This window comes from Streptomyces sp. Inha503 (genome assembly GCF_047215865.1).
Lineage (GTDB): Bacteria > Actinomycetota > Actinomycetes > Streptomycetales > Streptomycetaceae > Streptomyces > Streptomyces lycopersici.
In genome coordinates this window covers 7,270,158-7,285,462 of record NZ_CP178360.1, presented here as the reverse complement: position 1 = coordinate 7,285,462, position 15,305 = coordinate 7,270,158, and the positions used below count along the sequence as shown (strand labels likewise).

Genomic DNA, 15,305 nt, shown 5'->3' with positions numbered 1-15,305 from the left:
CGGACTTTCCCACCCCTCCCACCCCATCCACGGCTAAGCCGCTGCCGCCCCATCACGCTCCTCCCCGCGCCGGTAAATCTGATGTACCGTCAGATTCATGTCGCCCGCAGCGCAGCGCAACCGTAAGGTCGCCGTCGTCGGCGTCTCCCTCTCCGACTGCGGCCGCGTCGACACGGCCACCCCCTACGCCCTCCACGCCCAGGCCGCCCGCCGGGCCCTCGCCGACTCCGGTCTCGACCGGTCGGTCGTCGACGGCCTCGCCTCGGCGGGGCTCGGCACCCTCGCGCCGGTCGAGGTGGCCGAGTATCTGGGGCTGCGGCCGACCTGGACCGACTCGACGGCCGTCGGCGGTTCCACCTGGGAGGTCATGGCGGCGCACGCGGCGGACGCGATCGCCGCCGGGCACGCCCGCGCCGTTCTGCTCGTCTACGGGTCCACCGCCCGCGCCGACATCCGAGCGGGCCGCCGCACCGCGAACCTCTCCTTCGGGGCGCGCGGACCGCTCCAGTTCGAGGTCCCGTACGGGCATACGCTGGTCGCCAAGTACGCGATGGCCGCGCGCCGCCATATGCATGAGTACGGCACCACACTCGAACAGTTGGCGGACATCGCCGTTCAGGCACGTATCAACGCCGGACACAACCCGGACGCGATGTTTCGCGAACCGATCACGGTCGATGACGTCCTGAGCGGCCCGATGATCGCCGACCCCTTCACCAAACTGCACTGCTGCATCCGCTCGGACGGCGGCTGCGCGGTGCTGCTCGCGGCCGAGGAGTACGTACCGGACACGGCGAAGGCCCCGGTATGGGTGCTGGGTTCGGGGACGGCCGTCTCGCACACCACCATGTCCGAATGGGAGGACTTCACGGTCTCCCCGGCCGCGGCCTCCGGCCGGGCGGCCTTCGCGCGGGCGGGCGTCCAGCCGTCGGAGATCGACGTGGCCGAGCTCTATGACGCCTTCACCTATATGACCCTGGTGACGCTGGAGGATCTCGGCTTCTGCGCCAAGGGCGAGGGCGGGGCGTTCGCGGAGAAGGGGCGGCTGACGCGGGACGGCGAGCTGCCGACCAACACCGACGGCGGCGGCCTCTCCGCCTGCCACCCGGGGATGCGCGGACTGTTCCTGCTGGTCGAGGCGGTACGTCAGCTGCGCGGCGAGGCCGGGGAGCGCCAGGTGCGCAAGGCGGGCGGACGGCTGCCGGAGCTGGCCGTGGCATCGGGCACGGGGGGCTGGTTCTGCTCGGCGGGCACGGTGGTCCTGGGCCGCGGCTGACGGACCCGCCCCCGGCCGTACGTACGCCCCCGCTTGCCCCGGCCCCTCACGGGTGATCGGATGGGGAGCCGATGAGCGAGAACGTGGATGAGGCATTCCGCGCACTGCTGCGCGGCCTGCGCGTACCCCATGCGGGCGAACTGCCCGTCTTCGACCCGGCCACGGCACCGGACGCACCGCTTCCGCTCTTCCGGCGGTGGCTGCGGGAGGCCGCCGAGGCGGGCGAACCCGGGCCGCACACCATGACTCTGGCCACCGCGGGCGCCGACTGCCGCCCGTCCCAGCGCACGGTGATGCTGCACGACGCCGACGAGCGCGGCTGGCACTTCGGCACCCATCGCACCAGCCGTAAGGGCCGAGAGTTGACCGAGCGTCCGTACGCCTCGCTCGCGTTCCACTGGATGCGCTCGGGCCGTCAGGTGCGCGTCAGCGGGCGGGTCCGCGAGGCCGGACCGGAGGAGAGCGCGGCCGATCTGCGCGGCCGCTCCCCCGCGGCGCTCGCGGCGGCGCTGGCCGGGAGCGGACGGCAGAGCGAGGTGCTCGGCTCCTACGAGGAGCTGCTACGGGTCTTCGAGGCGGCGTACGAACGGGCCGAACGCGAACCGGACGCGACCGCCCCCACCTGGACCCTGTACGTCCTGGATGCCGACGAGGTCGAGTTCTACCAGGAGGAGGCCCTGCGGCGGCACGTACGGGTCCGCTACCGCCGCGACCCCGGGGAGCGCGGCGGCTGGCGGCGAGAGCTGCTGTGGCCGTAGCGGCGGCGCGACCCTAAGGCGTGCACCGTTGAACAGTGCGGCCGTAAGGCGGCCATGCCGTGCGACTAAGCAAGCACGGGCCGGAAGACAGGAACGACCGGCACGTCCCCCTCGACCGGCACGTCCCCCTCGGCCGCCTCCGCGGCCCCCGCCGCCCGGAACGCCACCCTGAGCCGCATCCCCACCCGCGGGCCATCCTCCGGGACCTCGATGAGCTCGGTCATCATCCGCGGCCCCTCGGCGAGGTCGACGACGGCGGCGGTGTACGGGACGCGGGCGCCGAACGGCGGCAGGTCATTGCGGTGCACCACGGACCACGTATAGAGCGACGCGGCACCGCTCGCCGCCTCCCAGGCGACGTTCTCGCTCCAGCAGTAAGGGCAGAACTCGCGCGGGTAGTGATGGGCCCGGCCACACCCGCCGCAGCGCCGGATCAGCAGCCGGCCCTCGGCGGCGGCGTCCCAGTAGGGGCGGGTGAAGGCGTCGATCTCGGGCAGGTCGAAGCGCGGGGCGCCCGCGGGCGGGAGCGTCGGGCTCATAGGAACAGCCCCCATGCCTCGTCGAGCGACCAGGTCTGCCAGCTCATACCGAAGAGCCCGACCACGGAGATCAGCACCATCATCGAGTTCTGCCCCTGCTCGGCCCAGTCGTGGATCATGAGCAGGAAATAGAGCAGATTGAGCACGATCGCGCCGATCAGGGCTATGGGGGTCAGAAATCCGAGCGTCAGCCCGAGGCCGAGGGCGAGTTCGGCGTAGACGACGACGTACGCCATGACCTTGGGGCGGGGCGTGACCACCGCGTCGAAGCCGCCGCGGACGAACGCCCAGCGGTGCTTGGCGGCCACGCCCACCGCCCAGCCGATGCCGGTGCCGCGCTCGAACCAGTCCTTCTTGTCCTTGTGCCGCCAGCTCTCCAGCCACCACAGGCCGAGTCCGATGCGCAGTACGGCGAGCCATTCGGCCCCGTCGAGCCCGATCGTCCGCATCGTCCTCCACCTTCCCGTCCCGGCGAATCTGACGGTACGTCAGTTTCATGGGCCGGACACGGCCCGCGCAAGGGGTCGCACCGGCGGAACGGAAACCGATGGGACATCGCGCCGACGGTCCGGCACCGACCGTCCGGCGACCGACCGTCCGGCACCGACGGTCGGTCGCCGACCGACCGTGACCTCTCCGCAACCCATCCGGAATCACTTTGACCGGATCACTTGACCGAAACCCGTCAAATACCCGACTACGCTCACCCGCATGGCCGACCGCTCCCCCGAGAAGTCCTCACCCGTCTATGTGATCGGCGGTGGACCGGGCGGACTCGCCGCCGCTGCCGCGCTCAGCCACCGCGGGATCCGCGCCGTCGTCCTGGAGAAGTCCGACGCGGTCGCCGCGTCCTGGCGGAACCACTACGACCGGCTGCATCTGCACACCACGCGCAGACTCTCCGCGCTCCCCGGGCTGCCGATCCCCCGCTCCTACGGCCGGTGGGTCGGGCGCGACGACGTGGTGCGCTATCTGGAGCGCTATGTCGAGCACCACCGGCTGGACATCGTCACGGGTGTCGAGGTCTCCCGCATCGACCGGTCGTCCGACGACACGGAGTGGGTGCTGCGCGCCACGGGCGGCCGTGCGCTCTCCTCACCCGTGGTCGTCGTCGCGACCGGCTTCAACCACACCCCACGGCTGCCGGACTGGCCGGGCCGCGCCGGTTACACCGGCGAGCTGCTGCACGCCGCCCACTACCGCAACGCCCGCCCCTTCGAGGGCCGTGACGTCCTGGTGGTCGGCGTCGGCAACACCGGCGCCGAGATCGCGGTCGATCTGATCGAGGGCGGCGCGGCCCGGGTGCGGCTGGCGATCCGCACCGTGCCGCACATCCTGCGCCGCTCGACGGCCGGGTGGCCCGCACAGGCCACCGGCATCCTGGTGCGCAGGCTGCCGCGGCGCGCGGTGGACCGGGCGGCCCGGGTGATGTGCCGGATGAGCATGCCGGATCTGACCGAGCATGGTCTGCCCTGGCCCGACACCGGGCTCTACACCCGCGTACGGGAGGGCGCGATCCCGGTCCAGGACGTGGGGCTGGTCGACGCGGTGCGGACGGGACGGGTGGAAGTGGTCTCGGCGGTGGACTCCTTCGATCTGGACAAGGTGATCCTGGCCGATGGCTCGAGGATCAGCCCCGAGGTGGTGATCGCCGCGACCGGCTACCGGCGCGGCCTGGAGGAACTGGTCGGCCATCTGAACGTGCTCGACGACCGTGGCCGCCCCCTCCCGCACGGCCGACGGACCCTGAAGGGCGCGCCGGGACTGCACTTCACGGGCTATACGAACCCGATCAGCGGGATGCTGCGCGAGCTGGCCATCGACGCCCGGAAGATCGCCAAGACGGTCGCCCGCACGACGGCATGACGGCGCGGCGGGGCGAGCCGCGGTTCCGCCACCCCGCCGTCACCCTGCGTGTTCCTCACGCCCCGAGCATTCCTGACAGGCCGTCAGTTCAGTAACCTGACTACTGGGTAATGTGACTTGGCGTCAGTTTTGCTATGGCGGCCGACGCCGAATCCCCTGGTCACGTGCCCGGTTATTGGCCAACGAGCAGGAGTGGCGGATACCGATGCTTGGATCGACCTACGGCACCCTGACCACCAACTCCCGTCATGCCCGCGCCGTCGCCTGCGGTCAGGCCCCCGGCTCCGCCGTGCATGTCCACAGCAGGGCCGCGGCGGGCGGGACCGCCGAAGGCGTGGACGACGTGGACGTCAGCGGGCGCCCGCTGACGTCCGCCGTCCCCGATCTGGACCGCTTCTTCCATCCCGAGTCGGTGGCCCTCATCGGCGCCTCCGACGCGGACGGCCGCCCCAACACCGGTATCACCCGCCAGCTCCTGGCCTGGGCCGAACGCGTCGGCGCCCGGTTGCACCCCGTGCATCCCTCCCGTCCCGCCGTCTTCGGCGTTCCGTGCGTACCGTCCGTGGCCGCGCTGCCCGAACCCGTCGACCTCGCCGTCCTCCTCGTCCGCGACCCGCTCCCGGTGATCGAGGAACTCGACGGGAGCAAGGTGAGATTCGCCGTCGTCTTCGCCTCCGGCTTCGCCGAGACCGGCCCCGAGGGCGCCGCCGCGCAGGCCCGGCTGGCCGCCGCGGCCCGCGGCGCCGGGCTGCGGCTGCTCGGCCCCAACACCAACCTCAACGCCTTCGAGAAGTTCCGCGACGACCTCGACGGCCCCGCCATCGCCCTCATCACCCAGTCAGGCCACCAGGGCCGCCCGGTCTTCACCCTCCAGGAACTCGGCATCCGGCTCAGCCACTGGGCCCCGACCGGCAACGAGGCCGATCTGGAGACCTCCGACTTCATCTCCTACTTCGCCACCCGGCCCGAGGTCGGCGCCATCGCCCTGTACGCGGAGGGGCTGAAGGACGGCCGCGGCTTCCTCCTCGCCGCCGACCGGGCCGCCCGTGCCAAGGTGCCCGTCGTCGCCGTGAAGGTCGGCCGCACCGAAACCGGCGCCCGCATGGCCGCCTCCCACACCGGCAAGCTGACCGGCTCGGACGCGGTGGTGGACGCGGCCATGCGGCAGTTCGGCGTGATCCGCGTGGACGGCCTGGACGAGTTGCAGGACACGGCGGCGCTGCTCGCCCGCGCCCGCCCGCCGCTCGCCGAGGGCGTCGTGGTGTATTCGATCTCCGGGGGCACCGGGGCCCACTTCTCCGACCTCGCCACCGCGGCGGGTCTCACCCTGCCCGCCCTCTCCGCCGAGAAGCAGACCGAGCTCCACCAGTGGATACCCGGCGATCTCAGCGTCGCCAACCCGGTGGACAACGGCGGCCACCCGGTCGGCGACTGGCGCGGCCGGAAGATCATCGACGCGATCCTCGCCGATCCCTCCGTGGGCGTGCTGATCTGCCCGATCACCGGCCCCTTCCCGCCCATGAGCGACAAGCTGGCGCAGGATCTGGTGGACGCGGCGGAGCAGACGGACAAGCTGGTGTGCGTGGTGTGGGGCTCGCCGGTCGGCACCGAGGACGCCTACCGCACCACCCTGCTGGGCTCCTCCCGCGTGGCCACCTTCCGGACGTTCGCCAACTGCATCACCGCCGTGCGCGCCTATCTGGGGCACCATCGCTTCACCGCCTCCTACCGCTCCCCGTTCGAGGAGGCCCCGCGCACGCCGTCCCCCTCCCTTCGCAAGGTGCGCGATCTGCTGCGCCCAGGAGACAGCCTGAGCGAGCACGCGGCGAAACAGCTGCTGCGGGCGTACGGCATTCGGGTGCCGCGCGAGCAGTTGGTGACCAGCGCGGCCGCGGCCGTGCGCGCCGCGGGTCTGGTGGGCTACCCCGTGGTCATGAAGGCGTCCGCGCCGCAGCTCGCCCACAAGACCGAGTTGGGGCTGGTCCGGCTGGGACTGACCTCGGCCAGCCAGGTCCGCGACACCTATCGGGAGCTCACCGACATCGCCCGCTACGAAGGCGTCGAGCTGGACGGGGTGCTGGTCTGCCAGATGGTCGAGCGCGGGGTGGAGATGATGGTCGGCATGAGCCAGGACCCCCTCTTCGGCCCGACCGTGACCGTCGGCATAGGGGGCGTGCTCGTCGAGGTCCTCCGTGACGCCGCCGTACGCGTCCCCCCGTTCGGCGAGGACCAGGCGCGCGCCATGCTCGCCGAACTGCGCGGCCGCGCCCTCCTCGACGGGGTGCGCGGCGCTCCCCCCGCCGATGTGGACGCGCTGGTGGAGGTCGTGCTGCGGGTCCAGCGCATGGCCCTGGAGCTCGGGGACCACCTCGCCGAACTGGACGTCAATCCGCTGATGGTGCTGGAACGTGGCCAAGGTGCCGTGGCACTGGACGCCCTGGCGATCTGCCGCTGACGCATGGAGCGTTGCCATGACCTCTGCCCCCCTTGAAGATTCCCGTGACTCCGTTCTACGGCACACCACTGACAACGGCGTCTCGTGGATCACCCTCAACCGCCCCGCGGCGATGAATGCCATCACCCCTGACCAGCGCGAACACCTGATTTCGCTGCTGGACCACGCCTCGGCGGACCCGGCCGTCCGGGCCGTCGTGCTCACCGCCACCGGCAAGGGCTTCTGCGCGGGAGCGGATCTGCGCGGCGCGTCCGACGGGGCGGAACGGGTCGCGGGCGATGTCGCCCGGCTGATCCGCGGCGGGGCGCAGCGGCTCATCGCCTCCGTCCTCGACTGCGAGAAGCCGGTGATCGCCGCCGTCAACGGCACGGCGGCCGGGCTCGGCGCGCATCTCGCCCTCGCTTGCGATCTGGTGCTGGCCGCCGAATCGGCCGTCTTCATCGAGGTGTTCATCCGCCGCGGTCTGGTCCCCGACGGGGGTGGTGCGTATCTCCTCCCCCGGCTGATCGGGCCGCAGCGCGCGAAGGAGCTGATGTTCTTCGGCGACGCGCTGCCCGCCGCCGAGGCCGAGCGGCTGGGTCTTGTCAACCGGGTCGTCCCGGACGACGATCTGGCCAAGACCGCCCGCGCCTGGGCCGAGCGCCTCGCCGCGGGGCCCACCCGTGCCCTGGCCCTCACCAAGGCGCTGGTGAACGCCTCCCTGGAGGCCGACCGACCGGCCGCGTTCGCCGCCGAGGCGGCGGCGCAGGAGATCAACATGACCACGGCCGACGCTCAGGAGGGCGTCCGCGCGTTCATCGAGCGCCGGCCGCCCGGGTACCGAGGCCGCTGATGCTGCCGGGGCCACGGAGACTGCCGGGGCCGCCGAGGCCACGGAGGCCGCTGATGCTGCTGAGACCACTGGCTGCTGAGGCCACGGAGACCGCTGAGACCAATGAGGAACCGCGCTGTCAGGGAACCCGGGACAGCGAGGCATAACCCCGAGTAAGCGAGAAACCCGAGCAAGCGAGAAAGGGGGACGGGCCATGATGGGACACGCCGGTATGGCCGCCACCGCCGTCCGCTACCTCCGGGCGGCCGGCTCGCCGACCGCCTCCGTACGACCGGTCGACCCGCTGCCCCCGCCGGAGCTGCGCTGTGTGCGCGACGATGAGCTGCCCCCGGTCGACCCGGCCGAATTCCGCCATGTGCTGGGCCACTTCGCCAGCGGGGTCACCGTGATCGCCACCGTCGACGAGAACGGACCGACCGGCTTCGCCTGCCAGTCCTTCGCCTCGCTGTCCCTGGACCCGCCGCTGGTCGCCTTCATGGTCGCCCGCACCTCCACGACCTGGCCGCGCATCGCCCGCGCGGGCGTCTTCTGCGTCAATGTCCTGGGCGCGCACCAGGGCGAGCTGTGCCGCTCCTTCGCGGTCAGCGGCTCCCGGCGCCCCGACAAGTTCGCGGGCGTCCGCTACGAGGCGTCCCCGGTCACCGGCTCACCGCGGCTCGCGGACGTCCCGGCGTGGATCGACTGCGCGATCCACACCGTGCACACGGGCGGCGACCATCTGGTCGTGGTGGGCCGTGTCCGGGCACTGGGCACGGACGAGCCCGCGGCGCGATCGGGGCCACTGCTCTTCCACCGCGGCTCCTTCGGGGAGTTCACGGCGTCTCCGTAAGGCCGCCTGTTTGCGTAAACCCAGGCAATATGCGGCTCCGCCGCGTGGCAGGGGCTCCGGGGTCTGGGGCGGAGCCCCAGTTGAGGGAAGGGGCGGGTAGGGGAAAGAGCCCGCCGCAGGCGCCAAGATCCGCCGGACGACACCCCTAGACCGTCGCCGACGCGGCCTTCGCGCCCGGCACACGCTGGATGACCAGCGACATCAGCGCGGCGATCGCACACAGCGCCCCCGCGCCGTACCAGACCAGGTCGTACGAGCCGAAGGCGTCCCGCGCCGCGCCGCCCGCGAAGGCCACGACTCCGGCCCCCACCTGGTGGGAGGCGAGCACCCAGCCGAAGACGATCGCGCTGTCCTCTCCGTACTGCTCCCGGCACAGCGCCATCGTCGGCGGCACGGTGGCGACCCAGTCGAGACCGTAGAAGACGATGAAGAAGAGCATCGGCGGATGGACCACGTCGTCCAGCAGGATCGGCAGGAACATCAGGGAGAGCCCGCGCAGCGCGTAGTACACGGCCAGCAGCCGTCGCGCGTCGAAACGGTCGGTGAACCAGCCGGAGGCCACCGTCCCCACGATGTCGAAGACGCCGATGACGGCGAGCAGGCTCGCGGCGGCCGTCACCGGCATGCCGTGATCATGCGCGGCGGGCACGAAGTGGGTCTTGACGAGGCCGTTCGTGGAGGCGCCGCAGATCGCGAAGGCGCCCGCGAGCAGCCAGAAGGAGCCGGTGCGCGAGGCCGAGGCGAGGGCTTTGACGGCCCTCCGGGCCGCACCGCGCCGGGGTGCGGGCCGCGGGGCGGGCGGCCCGTCGGCGCCGTAAGCGGCGAGGCCCACATCCGAGGGGTAGTCGCGCAGCAGCAGCCAGACGAGGGGGACGATCGCCAGCGCGGCGACCGAGACGGTGAGCGCGGCGGGCCGCCATTCATGCCGTTCGACGATCCAGGAGAGCAGCGGGAGAAAGATCAGCTGCCCGGAGGCCCCGCCCGCCGTAAGGATGCCGGTGACCAGCCCGCGCCGGGCCACGAACCACCGGTTGGTCACGGTCGCGGCGAAGGCCAGCGCCATGGAGCCGCTGCCGAGGCCGACCAGCACACCCCAGCACAGGATGAGCTGCCAGGGCTCGCTCATGAAGACCGTAAGGCCGCCACCGGCCGCGATGACGACGAGTGCGGCCGCGACGACTTTACGGATGCCGAAGCGATCCATCAGGGCGGCGGCGAAGGGCGCGGTGAGCCCATAGAGGGCGAGGTTGACGGAGACCGCGAACCCGATCGTGCCGCGCGACCAGCCGAACTCCTCGTGGAGCGGATCGATGAGCAGACCCGGCAGGGAGGCGAATCCGGCCGCGCCGATGATCGTCACAAAGGCGATGGCGGCGACCGACCAGGCGCGATGCGGTAGGCGTAGGAGGGCCCGCCGTGCGGGCTGTTCCGGCTGTTCGTCCTGTTCGGGGGCTTCGGAGAGCTCGGTCGTCTGCGTCACCGGACCAGCATCGGGCCGGGGGCCGATACGGACGAGTGGCCCGAGGGACAGCATTCGCTAGGATCGGGCCATGGCCTTTTCTGGCCGTGTCCGAACGACGGGAGGCCGGAAGTGTCCCCACCCCAGCCCCGATCCCAGCCCCAGCCCCCATCCCATTCCCCGCCCTGGCCCGCGGACGCGCGCCATCGCGTCGCCGTCCTCGCCCTCCCCGGCGTGATCCCCTTCGAGCTGGGCATTCCGTACCGGATCTTCGGCAAGGCCCGCTCCGCCGACCGCCGGCGGCTGTACGAGGTGGTCACCTGCACCCCCGAGCCCGGTCTGGTGCCGACGGACGCCGACTTCCCGATCGCCGTGGAGCGGGGCCCGGAGATCCTCGCCGAGGCCGACACCATCGTGGTGCCCGCCTCGTACGAACTCGGCCCGGTCCACGAGGAGGGCCGGATGACCGAGCCGCTCGGCGCCGCGCTGGCCCATGCCCGGCCGGGCGTGCGCTGGGTGTCCATCTGCACCGGTTCGTTCGTGCTGGCCGCCGCCGGGATTCTCGACGGCCGTCCGGCCACCACCCATTGGTCCAGCGTCGACCACTTCCAGCGCCTCTTCCCGACCGTCAAGGTCGATCCGAACGTGCTGTTCGTGGACGACGGCGATGTGCTCACCTCGGCCGGAGTCGCCTCGGGCATCGACCTGTGTCTGCATCTGGTGCGGCGCGACCACGGCACGGCCGTCGCCAACGACGTGGCCCGGCGCAGCCTGGTGCCGCCCCATCGCGACGGCGGCCAGGCCCAGTACATCCCGCGCCCGCTGCCCGAGGCCCAGCAGGCCACCACGACGGCGGCCCGCGCCTGGGCGCTCGGCCGGCTGGACCGGCCCGTCTCGCTGCGGGAGCTGGCCGCCCAGGAGTCGATGAGTGTACGGACGTTCACCCGCCGCTTCCGTGAGGAGGTCGGCGTCAGCCCGGGCCAGTGGCTGACCCAGCAGCGGGTCGAGCGGGCCCGTCATCTCCTGGAGGGCACCGATCTGTCGGTGGACCAGGTGACGCGCGAGGCCGGTTTCGGCTCCCCCGCGTCCCTGCGCCAGCACTTCCAGGCGGCCGTGGGCGTCTCCCCCACCGCCTACCGCCGCACCTTCCGCGCGAGCGCCGAGGCCGGTACGGCTCCCGGCGCCGACGCCCGCGCGTAAGGCCGCTCAACGCCCGCGCCCCGCGCGTAAAGACCGCTCAGCCCGTCACGGCGGCGTAACCGTACGGCCGCTCCCTCGCCGTCAGATCCACCGGACGCCGCCCGTTCAGAAGGTGAGCACGGCACGCGCCACCCGGCCGTGGTGGGCGTCGTCGGCGGCCTTGGCGAAGTCCTCCAGTGGATAGGTCCTGCTCACGAGTTCGTCCAGCAGCAGCAGCCCCTGCCGGTAGAGGTCGGCGTACAGCGCGATGTCGGCCTGTGGCCGTGAGGAGCCGTAGCGGCAACCCAGGATGGACTTGTCCAGATACATGGAGGAGACGCGGAAGGCCGCCTCGGCGTCGGCGGGCGGCACCCCGAGCAGCACCGCCTGACCGTGCCGGTCGAGCAGATCGACGGCCTGACGGATGAGCTGGGTGGAGCCGACGCATTCGAAGGCGTGGTCCGCACCGGTCGGCAGGATCTCCCGTACGGCGTCGGCTGAGGGGACGAAGTGGGTCGCACCGAACCGCCGGGCCATGGGCTCCTTGGCGGGGTTGGAGTCGACGGCGACGATGGGCGACGCCCCGGCGATCCGGGCCCCTTGCAGCACATTGAGTCCGATGCCGCCGCTGCCGATGACGACGACCGACTCGCCGCGGTCCACCTTGGCGCGGTTGAGCACGGCGCCGACGCCGGTGAGGACGGCACAGCCGATGAGGGCGGCGGGGACGAGCGGAATGTTCTCGGGGATCGGCACCACCTGGACGGCGGTGACGAGGGTGCGCTCGGCGAAGGCGGAGTTCGAGGCGAAGTTGTACAGCCGCTCGTCGCCGCGGCGGAACGGCCGGGTCGGCCGGCCGATCGCCGCGCGGCACATGGTGGGGCGGCCCCGGGCGCAGTCGGTGCAGGTCCCGCAGTTGGCGAGGGTGGAGAGCGCCACATGGTCACCGGGTGCGACATGGGTGACGCCCGGCCCGACCTCCTCGACCACACCCGCGCCCTCGTGGCCGAGGACCACGGGGAGGGGGAAGGGGATGGTGCCGTCGACGACCGACAGATCACTGTGGCACAGCCCGGCGGCGGCAATGCGCACCAGCACCTCGCCGGGGCCGGGGTCGCGCACCTCCAAGTCCTCGACCACGCTCGGCGCGGTGCCGTCGAAGATGACGCCTCTCATCCTCATCACCCTTCCGGTGCCTCAGGCGACCCAGACCAGCGACTGGAGTTCGCTGTACGCGTGCAGGCCGAACGACCCGCCGTCGCGGCCGACTCCGCTTTCCTTGAAGCCGCCGAACGGTGTCTCGGGGTGGCGCTGGGCCGTGTTGATGCCGACGTTTCCGCTGCGCAGACGGGCGGCGAGGGCCCAGGCGCGGCCCGCGTCGGCGCTGAAGACGTAGTCGTAGAGGCCGTAGGGGGTGGCGTCGGCGATCCGCACCGCCTCGTCCTCGTCGTCGAAGGGCAGGGCCACGACGACCGGGCCGAACAGTTCCTCGCGTGCGACGGTCATCGCGGGGCCGGCGTCGGCGATCAGGGTGGGAGTCACGTAGAAGCCGGGCTTGAGCGCCGGGCGTTCGCCGCCCACGACGATCCGGGCGCCCTGCTCACGGGCGCCGGATATATACGCCTCGACGCGATCGCGCTGTGCGGCGGAGATCAACGGGCCGACGACCGTGGAGTTATCCACAGGGTCCCCGATCTTCAGTGACTCTGCGTAGTGTGTGAGTGCGGCGATGACCTTCTCGTACAGCGATCGATGTACGAGCACACGGGTCGGCGCCGTGCAGATCTGTCCGCTGTGAAAGGAGAAGGTCGAACCGACCGCCCCGACCGCCGACGCGATCACTCGCTCGTCGGCGTCCCCCAGGACGATGGCCGCGCCCTTGCCCCCAAGTTCCATCAGGGTGCGCTTCATCGACCGCCCCGCGGATTCGGCGATCTTCTTCCCCACGGCGGTGGATCCGGTGAAGCTGACCATGTCGACACCGGGGTGCGCGACCAGCGCCTCGCCGGCGGCCGCGCGCGAGCCGGTGACGACATTGAAGGCACCGTCCGGGAGTCCGGCCTCCTTCAGCAGGGGGCCGAGCTCGAGACAGCACAGCGGATCTTGCGGCGCGGGTTTGGCCACGACTGTATTGCCCATGGCCAGGGCCGGGGCCACCTTGCCCGCGAGATTCGTGAGAGGGAAGTTGTAGGAGGTGATGCAGCAGACGACACCCAGGGGACGGCGGACCGCTGCCGCTCCGATCAGCCCGCCGGGCGCCAGCGGGGTGGCGGCCAGGGGCAGCGGGGCCAGCGGCACGGTGTCCGGTTCAAGGGCGCCGCGCGCATAGCGGCGGAAGCGGTCGATCGCCGGGGGCACCTGGAGGGACGAGGTGACGCGCAGCGTCGCGCCGGTCTCCGCCTGGACGAGGGGCACCAGGTCCGGGGCGTGCTCGGCGAGCAGATCGGCAGCCCGGTCGAGTACGGCGGCGCGCTCCTTTGGGGCGGTGCGCGACCAGCCGTCGTACGCGGTCCGGGCGGCCCGGACCGCGGCGTCCACATCGGCCGGGTCGGCCTCGGGGGCATGGCCGACGGTTTCCTCGGTGGCGGGGTTGATGACGGGGTAGTGCCCGTTCCCGGGAGCCCGCCACGAGCCGCCGATCCAGTGCGCGTAGGTCTTCGTCATCGGCGTGATTCCTTGGGGAGGTGAAGTACGCGCTCGGCGATGATGGTGCGCTGGATCTCGTCCGAGCCGCCGTAGATGGTGTCGGCGCGGGAGAAGAGGAAGAGACGCTGGAAGGCGTCGAGTTCGTACGGCCGGCCGGCGGTCCAGCGCGCCGGGCCGAGTGCGGCCGCGGCGCCTCTCACCTCCACGGCCAGCTCGCCGAGCCGCTGATGCCAGCCGCCCCACAGCAGCTTGGCGACGCTGGGCGCGCCGGGATCCCGCGGTCCGGAGTACTGGGAGCCGGAGTACTGGGGGCCGGGGTCAGATGAGCCGGGGGCAGATGAGCCGAGGTCGGGTGAGCTGGGATCAGGTGAGCCGGACTCGGACGCCTGGGGGTTCGCGCTCCGCGGGGGGAGGTCATGGGGGACGACCTTCCGCGGGGCGGGGTCCCGGGCGGGCCGGGCGGAGTTCGGGGCGGGGCTCTGTGCGCTGCCCAGGGTGCGCAGGGCGTTCCAGCGCATGGCCTTGAGCTCGGCCCACTGCCGTATGAGCCGGTCTCGCAGGAGGGGCTCCTCCGCGGCGCCGGTCTCCAGGGCCAGCCGCACCACCCGGCTCAGCTCATGGGCGAAGCCGATCTGCTGGACCAGGGTGGAGACCCCGCGCTCCACCGCCAGCAGGCCCATGGCCACGCGCCAGCCGTGGCCCGCGCCGCCGACGAGGTGTTCGGCGCGGGCCACGGCCCCGTCGAAGAACACCTCGTTGAAGTCCGCGGTCCCGGTCAGCTGCCGGATCGGCCGCACCTCGATCCGTCCCGGCTGGTCCATGGGCACCAGCAGAAAGGAGAGTCCATGATGACGCTGTGAGCCCTCCTCGGTGCGCGCCAGCACGAAGCACCAGTCGGCCTCATGGGCGAGGGAGGTCCAGATCTTCTGCCCCGTGATGCGATAGGTGCCCTCGCCCGGGTCGCGGACGGCGCGGGTCCGCAGCCCGGCGAGGTCCGAACCGGCATCGGGTTCGCTGTAGCCCTGGCACCACACCTCCTCGCCACGGGCGATGGGCGGCAGAAAGCGGGTGCGCTGGGCGGAGTCGCCGTGGGCGAGCAGAGTGGGCCCGAGGAGGTTCTCGCCGATATGGCCCAGTCGGCCGGGCGCCCCGGCGCGGGCGTACTCCTCGGCCCAGACGACCTGTTGGGTCAGCGTCGCGGCGCGGTTGCCGTACGCCCCGTCCGTACGGTCCCAGCCCAGGCCGATCCAGCCGGCCGTGCCGAGCTCGCGCTCCCAGGCGCGGCGTACGGCCATGTCGCCGTGCGCCTCGCCGGGGTGGCCGCCGGTCTGCTGCTTGAGGGCGGCGAACGGTCCGGTGAAGTGTTCGGCCAGCCAGTCGCGCGCCTCGGCGCGGAACCGCTCGTCCTCCGGCCCGAAAGCGAAGTCCACAACCTCTCCCCTCGTCGGCCCTGGTGGGTGTTTCCG

The 15,305-nt window shown here is 72.1% G+C and carries 13 protein-coding genes; 7 read left to right on the top strand and 6 right to left on the bottom strand.

Annotated elements, in window-relative coordinates; translation table 11 throughout:
- Positions 1-97 precede the first annotated feature (97 nt).
- Together ACJX2R_RS30760 and ACJX2R_RS30755 are read left to right on the top strand one after the other, a co-directional pair.
- Positions 98-1,276: a thiolase C-terminal domain-containing protein gene (locus ACJX2R_RS30760; protein WP_413102767.1), complete on the top strand. Its 1,179-nt coding sequence runs from the start codon at positions 98-100 to the stop codon at positions 1,274-1,276.
- A gap of 71 nt (positions 1,277-1,347) precedes the next feature.
- Positions 1,348-2,034: a pyridoxal 5'-phosphate synthase gene (locus ACJX2R_RS30755; protein ID WP_413102766.1), complete on the top strand. Its 687-nt coding sequence runs from the start codon at positions 1,348-1,350 to the stop codon at positions 2,032-2,034.
- Between the two features lie 65 nt (positions 2,035-2,099).
- On the opposite strand, the gene ACJX2R_RS30750 is transcribed toward ACJX2R_RS30755, so the two are convergent.
- Together ACJX2R_RS30750 and ACJX2R_RS30745 are read right to left on the bottom strand one after the other, a co-directional pair.
- Positions 2,100-2,573 (bottom strand): Zn-ribbon domain-containing OB-fold protein, encoded by a 474-nt coding sequence (locus ACJX2R_RS30750; RefSeq protein ID WP_413102765.1) that lies wholly within the window; start codon positions 2,571-2,573, stop codon positions 2,100-2,102.
- Positions 2,570-3,022: a DoxX family protein gene (locus tag ACJX2R_RS30745; protein WP_210948436.1), complete on the bottom strand. Its 453-nt coding sequence runs from the start codon at positions 3,020-3,022 to the stop codon at positions 2,570-2,572. The genes ACJX2R_RS30750 and ACJX2R_RS30745 overlap by 4 nt, the downstream gene beginning before the upstream one ends.
- Positions 3,023-3,284: 262 nt before the next feature.
- Here ACJX2R_RS30745 and ACJX2R_RS30740 point away from each other — a divergent pair, with 262 nt between their 5' ends.
- The 4 genes from ACJX2R_RS30740 (at position 3,285) to ACJX2R_RS30725 (ending at position 8,555) form a co-directional block, all read left to right on the top strand.
- On the top strand, positions 3,285-4,439 hold the full coding sequence (locus ACJX2R_RS30740; RefSeq protein ID WP_413102764.1) for a flavin-containing monooxygenase: 1,155 nt from the start codon (positions 3,285-3,287) through the stop codon (positions 4,437-4,439).
- Between the two features lie 205 nt (positions 4,440-4,644).
- A complete protein-coding gene (locus ACJX2R_RS30735) occupies positions 4,645-6,894 on the top strand; it encodes an acetate--CoA ligase family protein (protein WP_413102763.1) in 2,250 nt (749 codons plus the stop codon).
- A gap of 16 nt (positions 6,895-6,910) precedes the next feature.
- Positions 6,911-7,726: an enoyl-CoA hydratase/isomerase family protein gene (locus tag ACJX2R_RS30730; RefSeq protein ID WP_413102762.1), complete on the top strand. Its 816-nt coding sequence runs from the start codon at positions 6,911-6,913 to the stop codon at positions 7,724-7,726.
- Between the two features lie 193 nt (positions 7,727-7,919).
- Positions 7,920-8,555 (top strand): flavin reductase family protein, encoded by a 636-nt coding sequence (locus ACJX2R_RS30725; RefSeq protein WP_413102761.1) that lies wholly within the window; start codon positions 7,920-7,922, stop codon positions 8,553-8,555.
- 145 nt (positions 8,556-8,700) lie between these two features.
- On the opposite strand, the gene ACJX2R_RS30720 is transcribed toward ACJX2R_RS30725, so the two are convergent.
- Positions 8,701-10,035 carry an MFS transporter gene (locus tag ACJX2R_RS30720; RefSeq protein WP_413102760.1) on the bottom strand — a complete coding sequence of 445 codons (1,335 nt, stop codon included), beginning with the start codon at positions 10,033-10,035 and terminating at the stop codon, positions 8,701-8,703.
- Positions 10,036-10,248: 213 nt separating this feature from the next.
- On the opposite strand from ACJX2R_RS30720, the gene ACJX2R_RS30715 reads away from it, so the two are divergent.
- A complete protein-coding gene (locus ACJX2R_RS30715; protein WP_413102759.1) occupies positions 10,249-11,214 on the top strand; it encodes a GlxA family transcriptional regulator in 966 nt (321 codons plus the stop codon).
- 105 nt (positions 11,215-11,319) lie between these two features.
- Here the strand turns inward: ACJX2R_RS30715 and ACJX2R_RS30710 are convergent, their stop codons facing one another.
- From ACJX2R_RS30710 to ACJX2R_RS30700, 3 genes are read right to left on the bottom strand one after another with little or no spacing between them, the layout of a single operon-like run.
- Complete coding sequence (locus ACJX2R_RS30710; protein WP_413102758.1) at positions 11,320-12,369, bottom strand: Zn-dependent alcohol dehydrogenase; 1,050 nt, start codon at positions 12,367-12,369, stop codon at positions 11,320-11,322.
- A gap of 21 nt (positions 12,370-12,390) precedes the next feature.
- Complete coding sequence (locus ACJX2R_RS30705; protein ID WP_413102757.1) at positions 12,391-13,857, bottom strand: aldehyde dehydrogenase family protein; 1,467 nt, start codon at positions 13,855-13,857, stop codon at positions 12,391-12,393.
- Positions 13,854-15,269 carry an acyl-CoA dehydrogenase family protein gene (locus ACJX2R_RS30700; protein ID WP_413102756.1) on the bottom strand — a complete coding sequence of 472 codons (1,416 nt, stop codon included), beginning with the start codon at positions 15,267-15,269 and terminating at the stop codon, positions 13,854-13,856. The genes ACJX2R_RS30705 and ACJX2R_RS30700 overlap by 4 nt, the downstream gene beginning before the upstream one ends.
- Positions 15,270-15,305 lie beyond the last annotated feature (36 nt).

Excerpts from the sequence above, each read along its gene's own strand:
- ACJX2R_RS30740 (WP_413102764.1), top strand. The coding sequence starts at position 3,285 with ATGGCCGACCGCTCCCCCGAGAAGTCCTCACCCGTCTATGTGATCGGC.
- ACJX2R_RS30710 (WP_413102758.1), bottom strand. The coding sequence starts at position 12,369 with ATGAGAGGCGTCATCTTCGACGGCACCGCGCCGAGCGTGGTCGAGGAC.
- ACJX2R_RS30725 (WP_413102761.1), top strand. The coding sequence starts at position 7,920 with ATGATGGGACACGCCGGTATGGCCGCCACCGCCGTCCGCTACCTCCGG.
- ACJX2R_RS30705 (WP_413102757.1), bottom strand. The coding sequence starts at position 13,857 with ATGACGAAGACCTACGCGCACTGGATCGGCGGCTCGTGGCGGGCTCCC.
- ACJX2R_RS30760 (WP_413102767.1), top strand. The coding sequence starts at position 98 with ATGTCGCCCGCAGCGCAGCGCAACCGTAAGGTCGCCGTCGTCGGCGTC.
- ACJX2R_RS30745 (WP_210948436.1), bottom strand. The coding sequence starts at position 3,022 with ATGCGGACGATCGGGCTCGACGGGGCCGAATGGCTCGCCGTACTGCGC.
- ACJX2R_RS30735 (WP_413102763.1), top strand. The coding sequence starts at position 4,645 with ATGCTTGGATCGACCTACGGCACCCTGACCACCAACTCCCGTCATGCC.
- ACJX2R_RS30755 (WP_413102766.1), top strand. The coding sequence starts at position 1,348 with ATGAGCGAGAACGTGGATGAGGCATTCCGCGCACTGCTGCGCGGCCTG.
- ACJX2R_RS30730 (WP_413102762.1), top strand. The coding sequence starts at position 6,911 with ATGACCTCTGCCCCCCTTGAAGATTCCCGTGACTCCGTTCTACGGCAC.
- ACJX2R_RS30750 (WP_413102765.1), bottom strand. The coding sequence starts at position 2,573 with ATGAGCCCGACGCTCCCGCCCGCGGGCGCCCCGCGCTTCGACCTGCCC.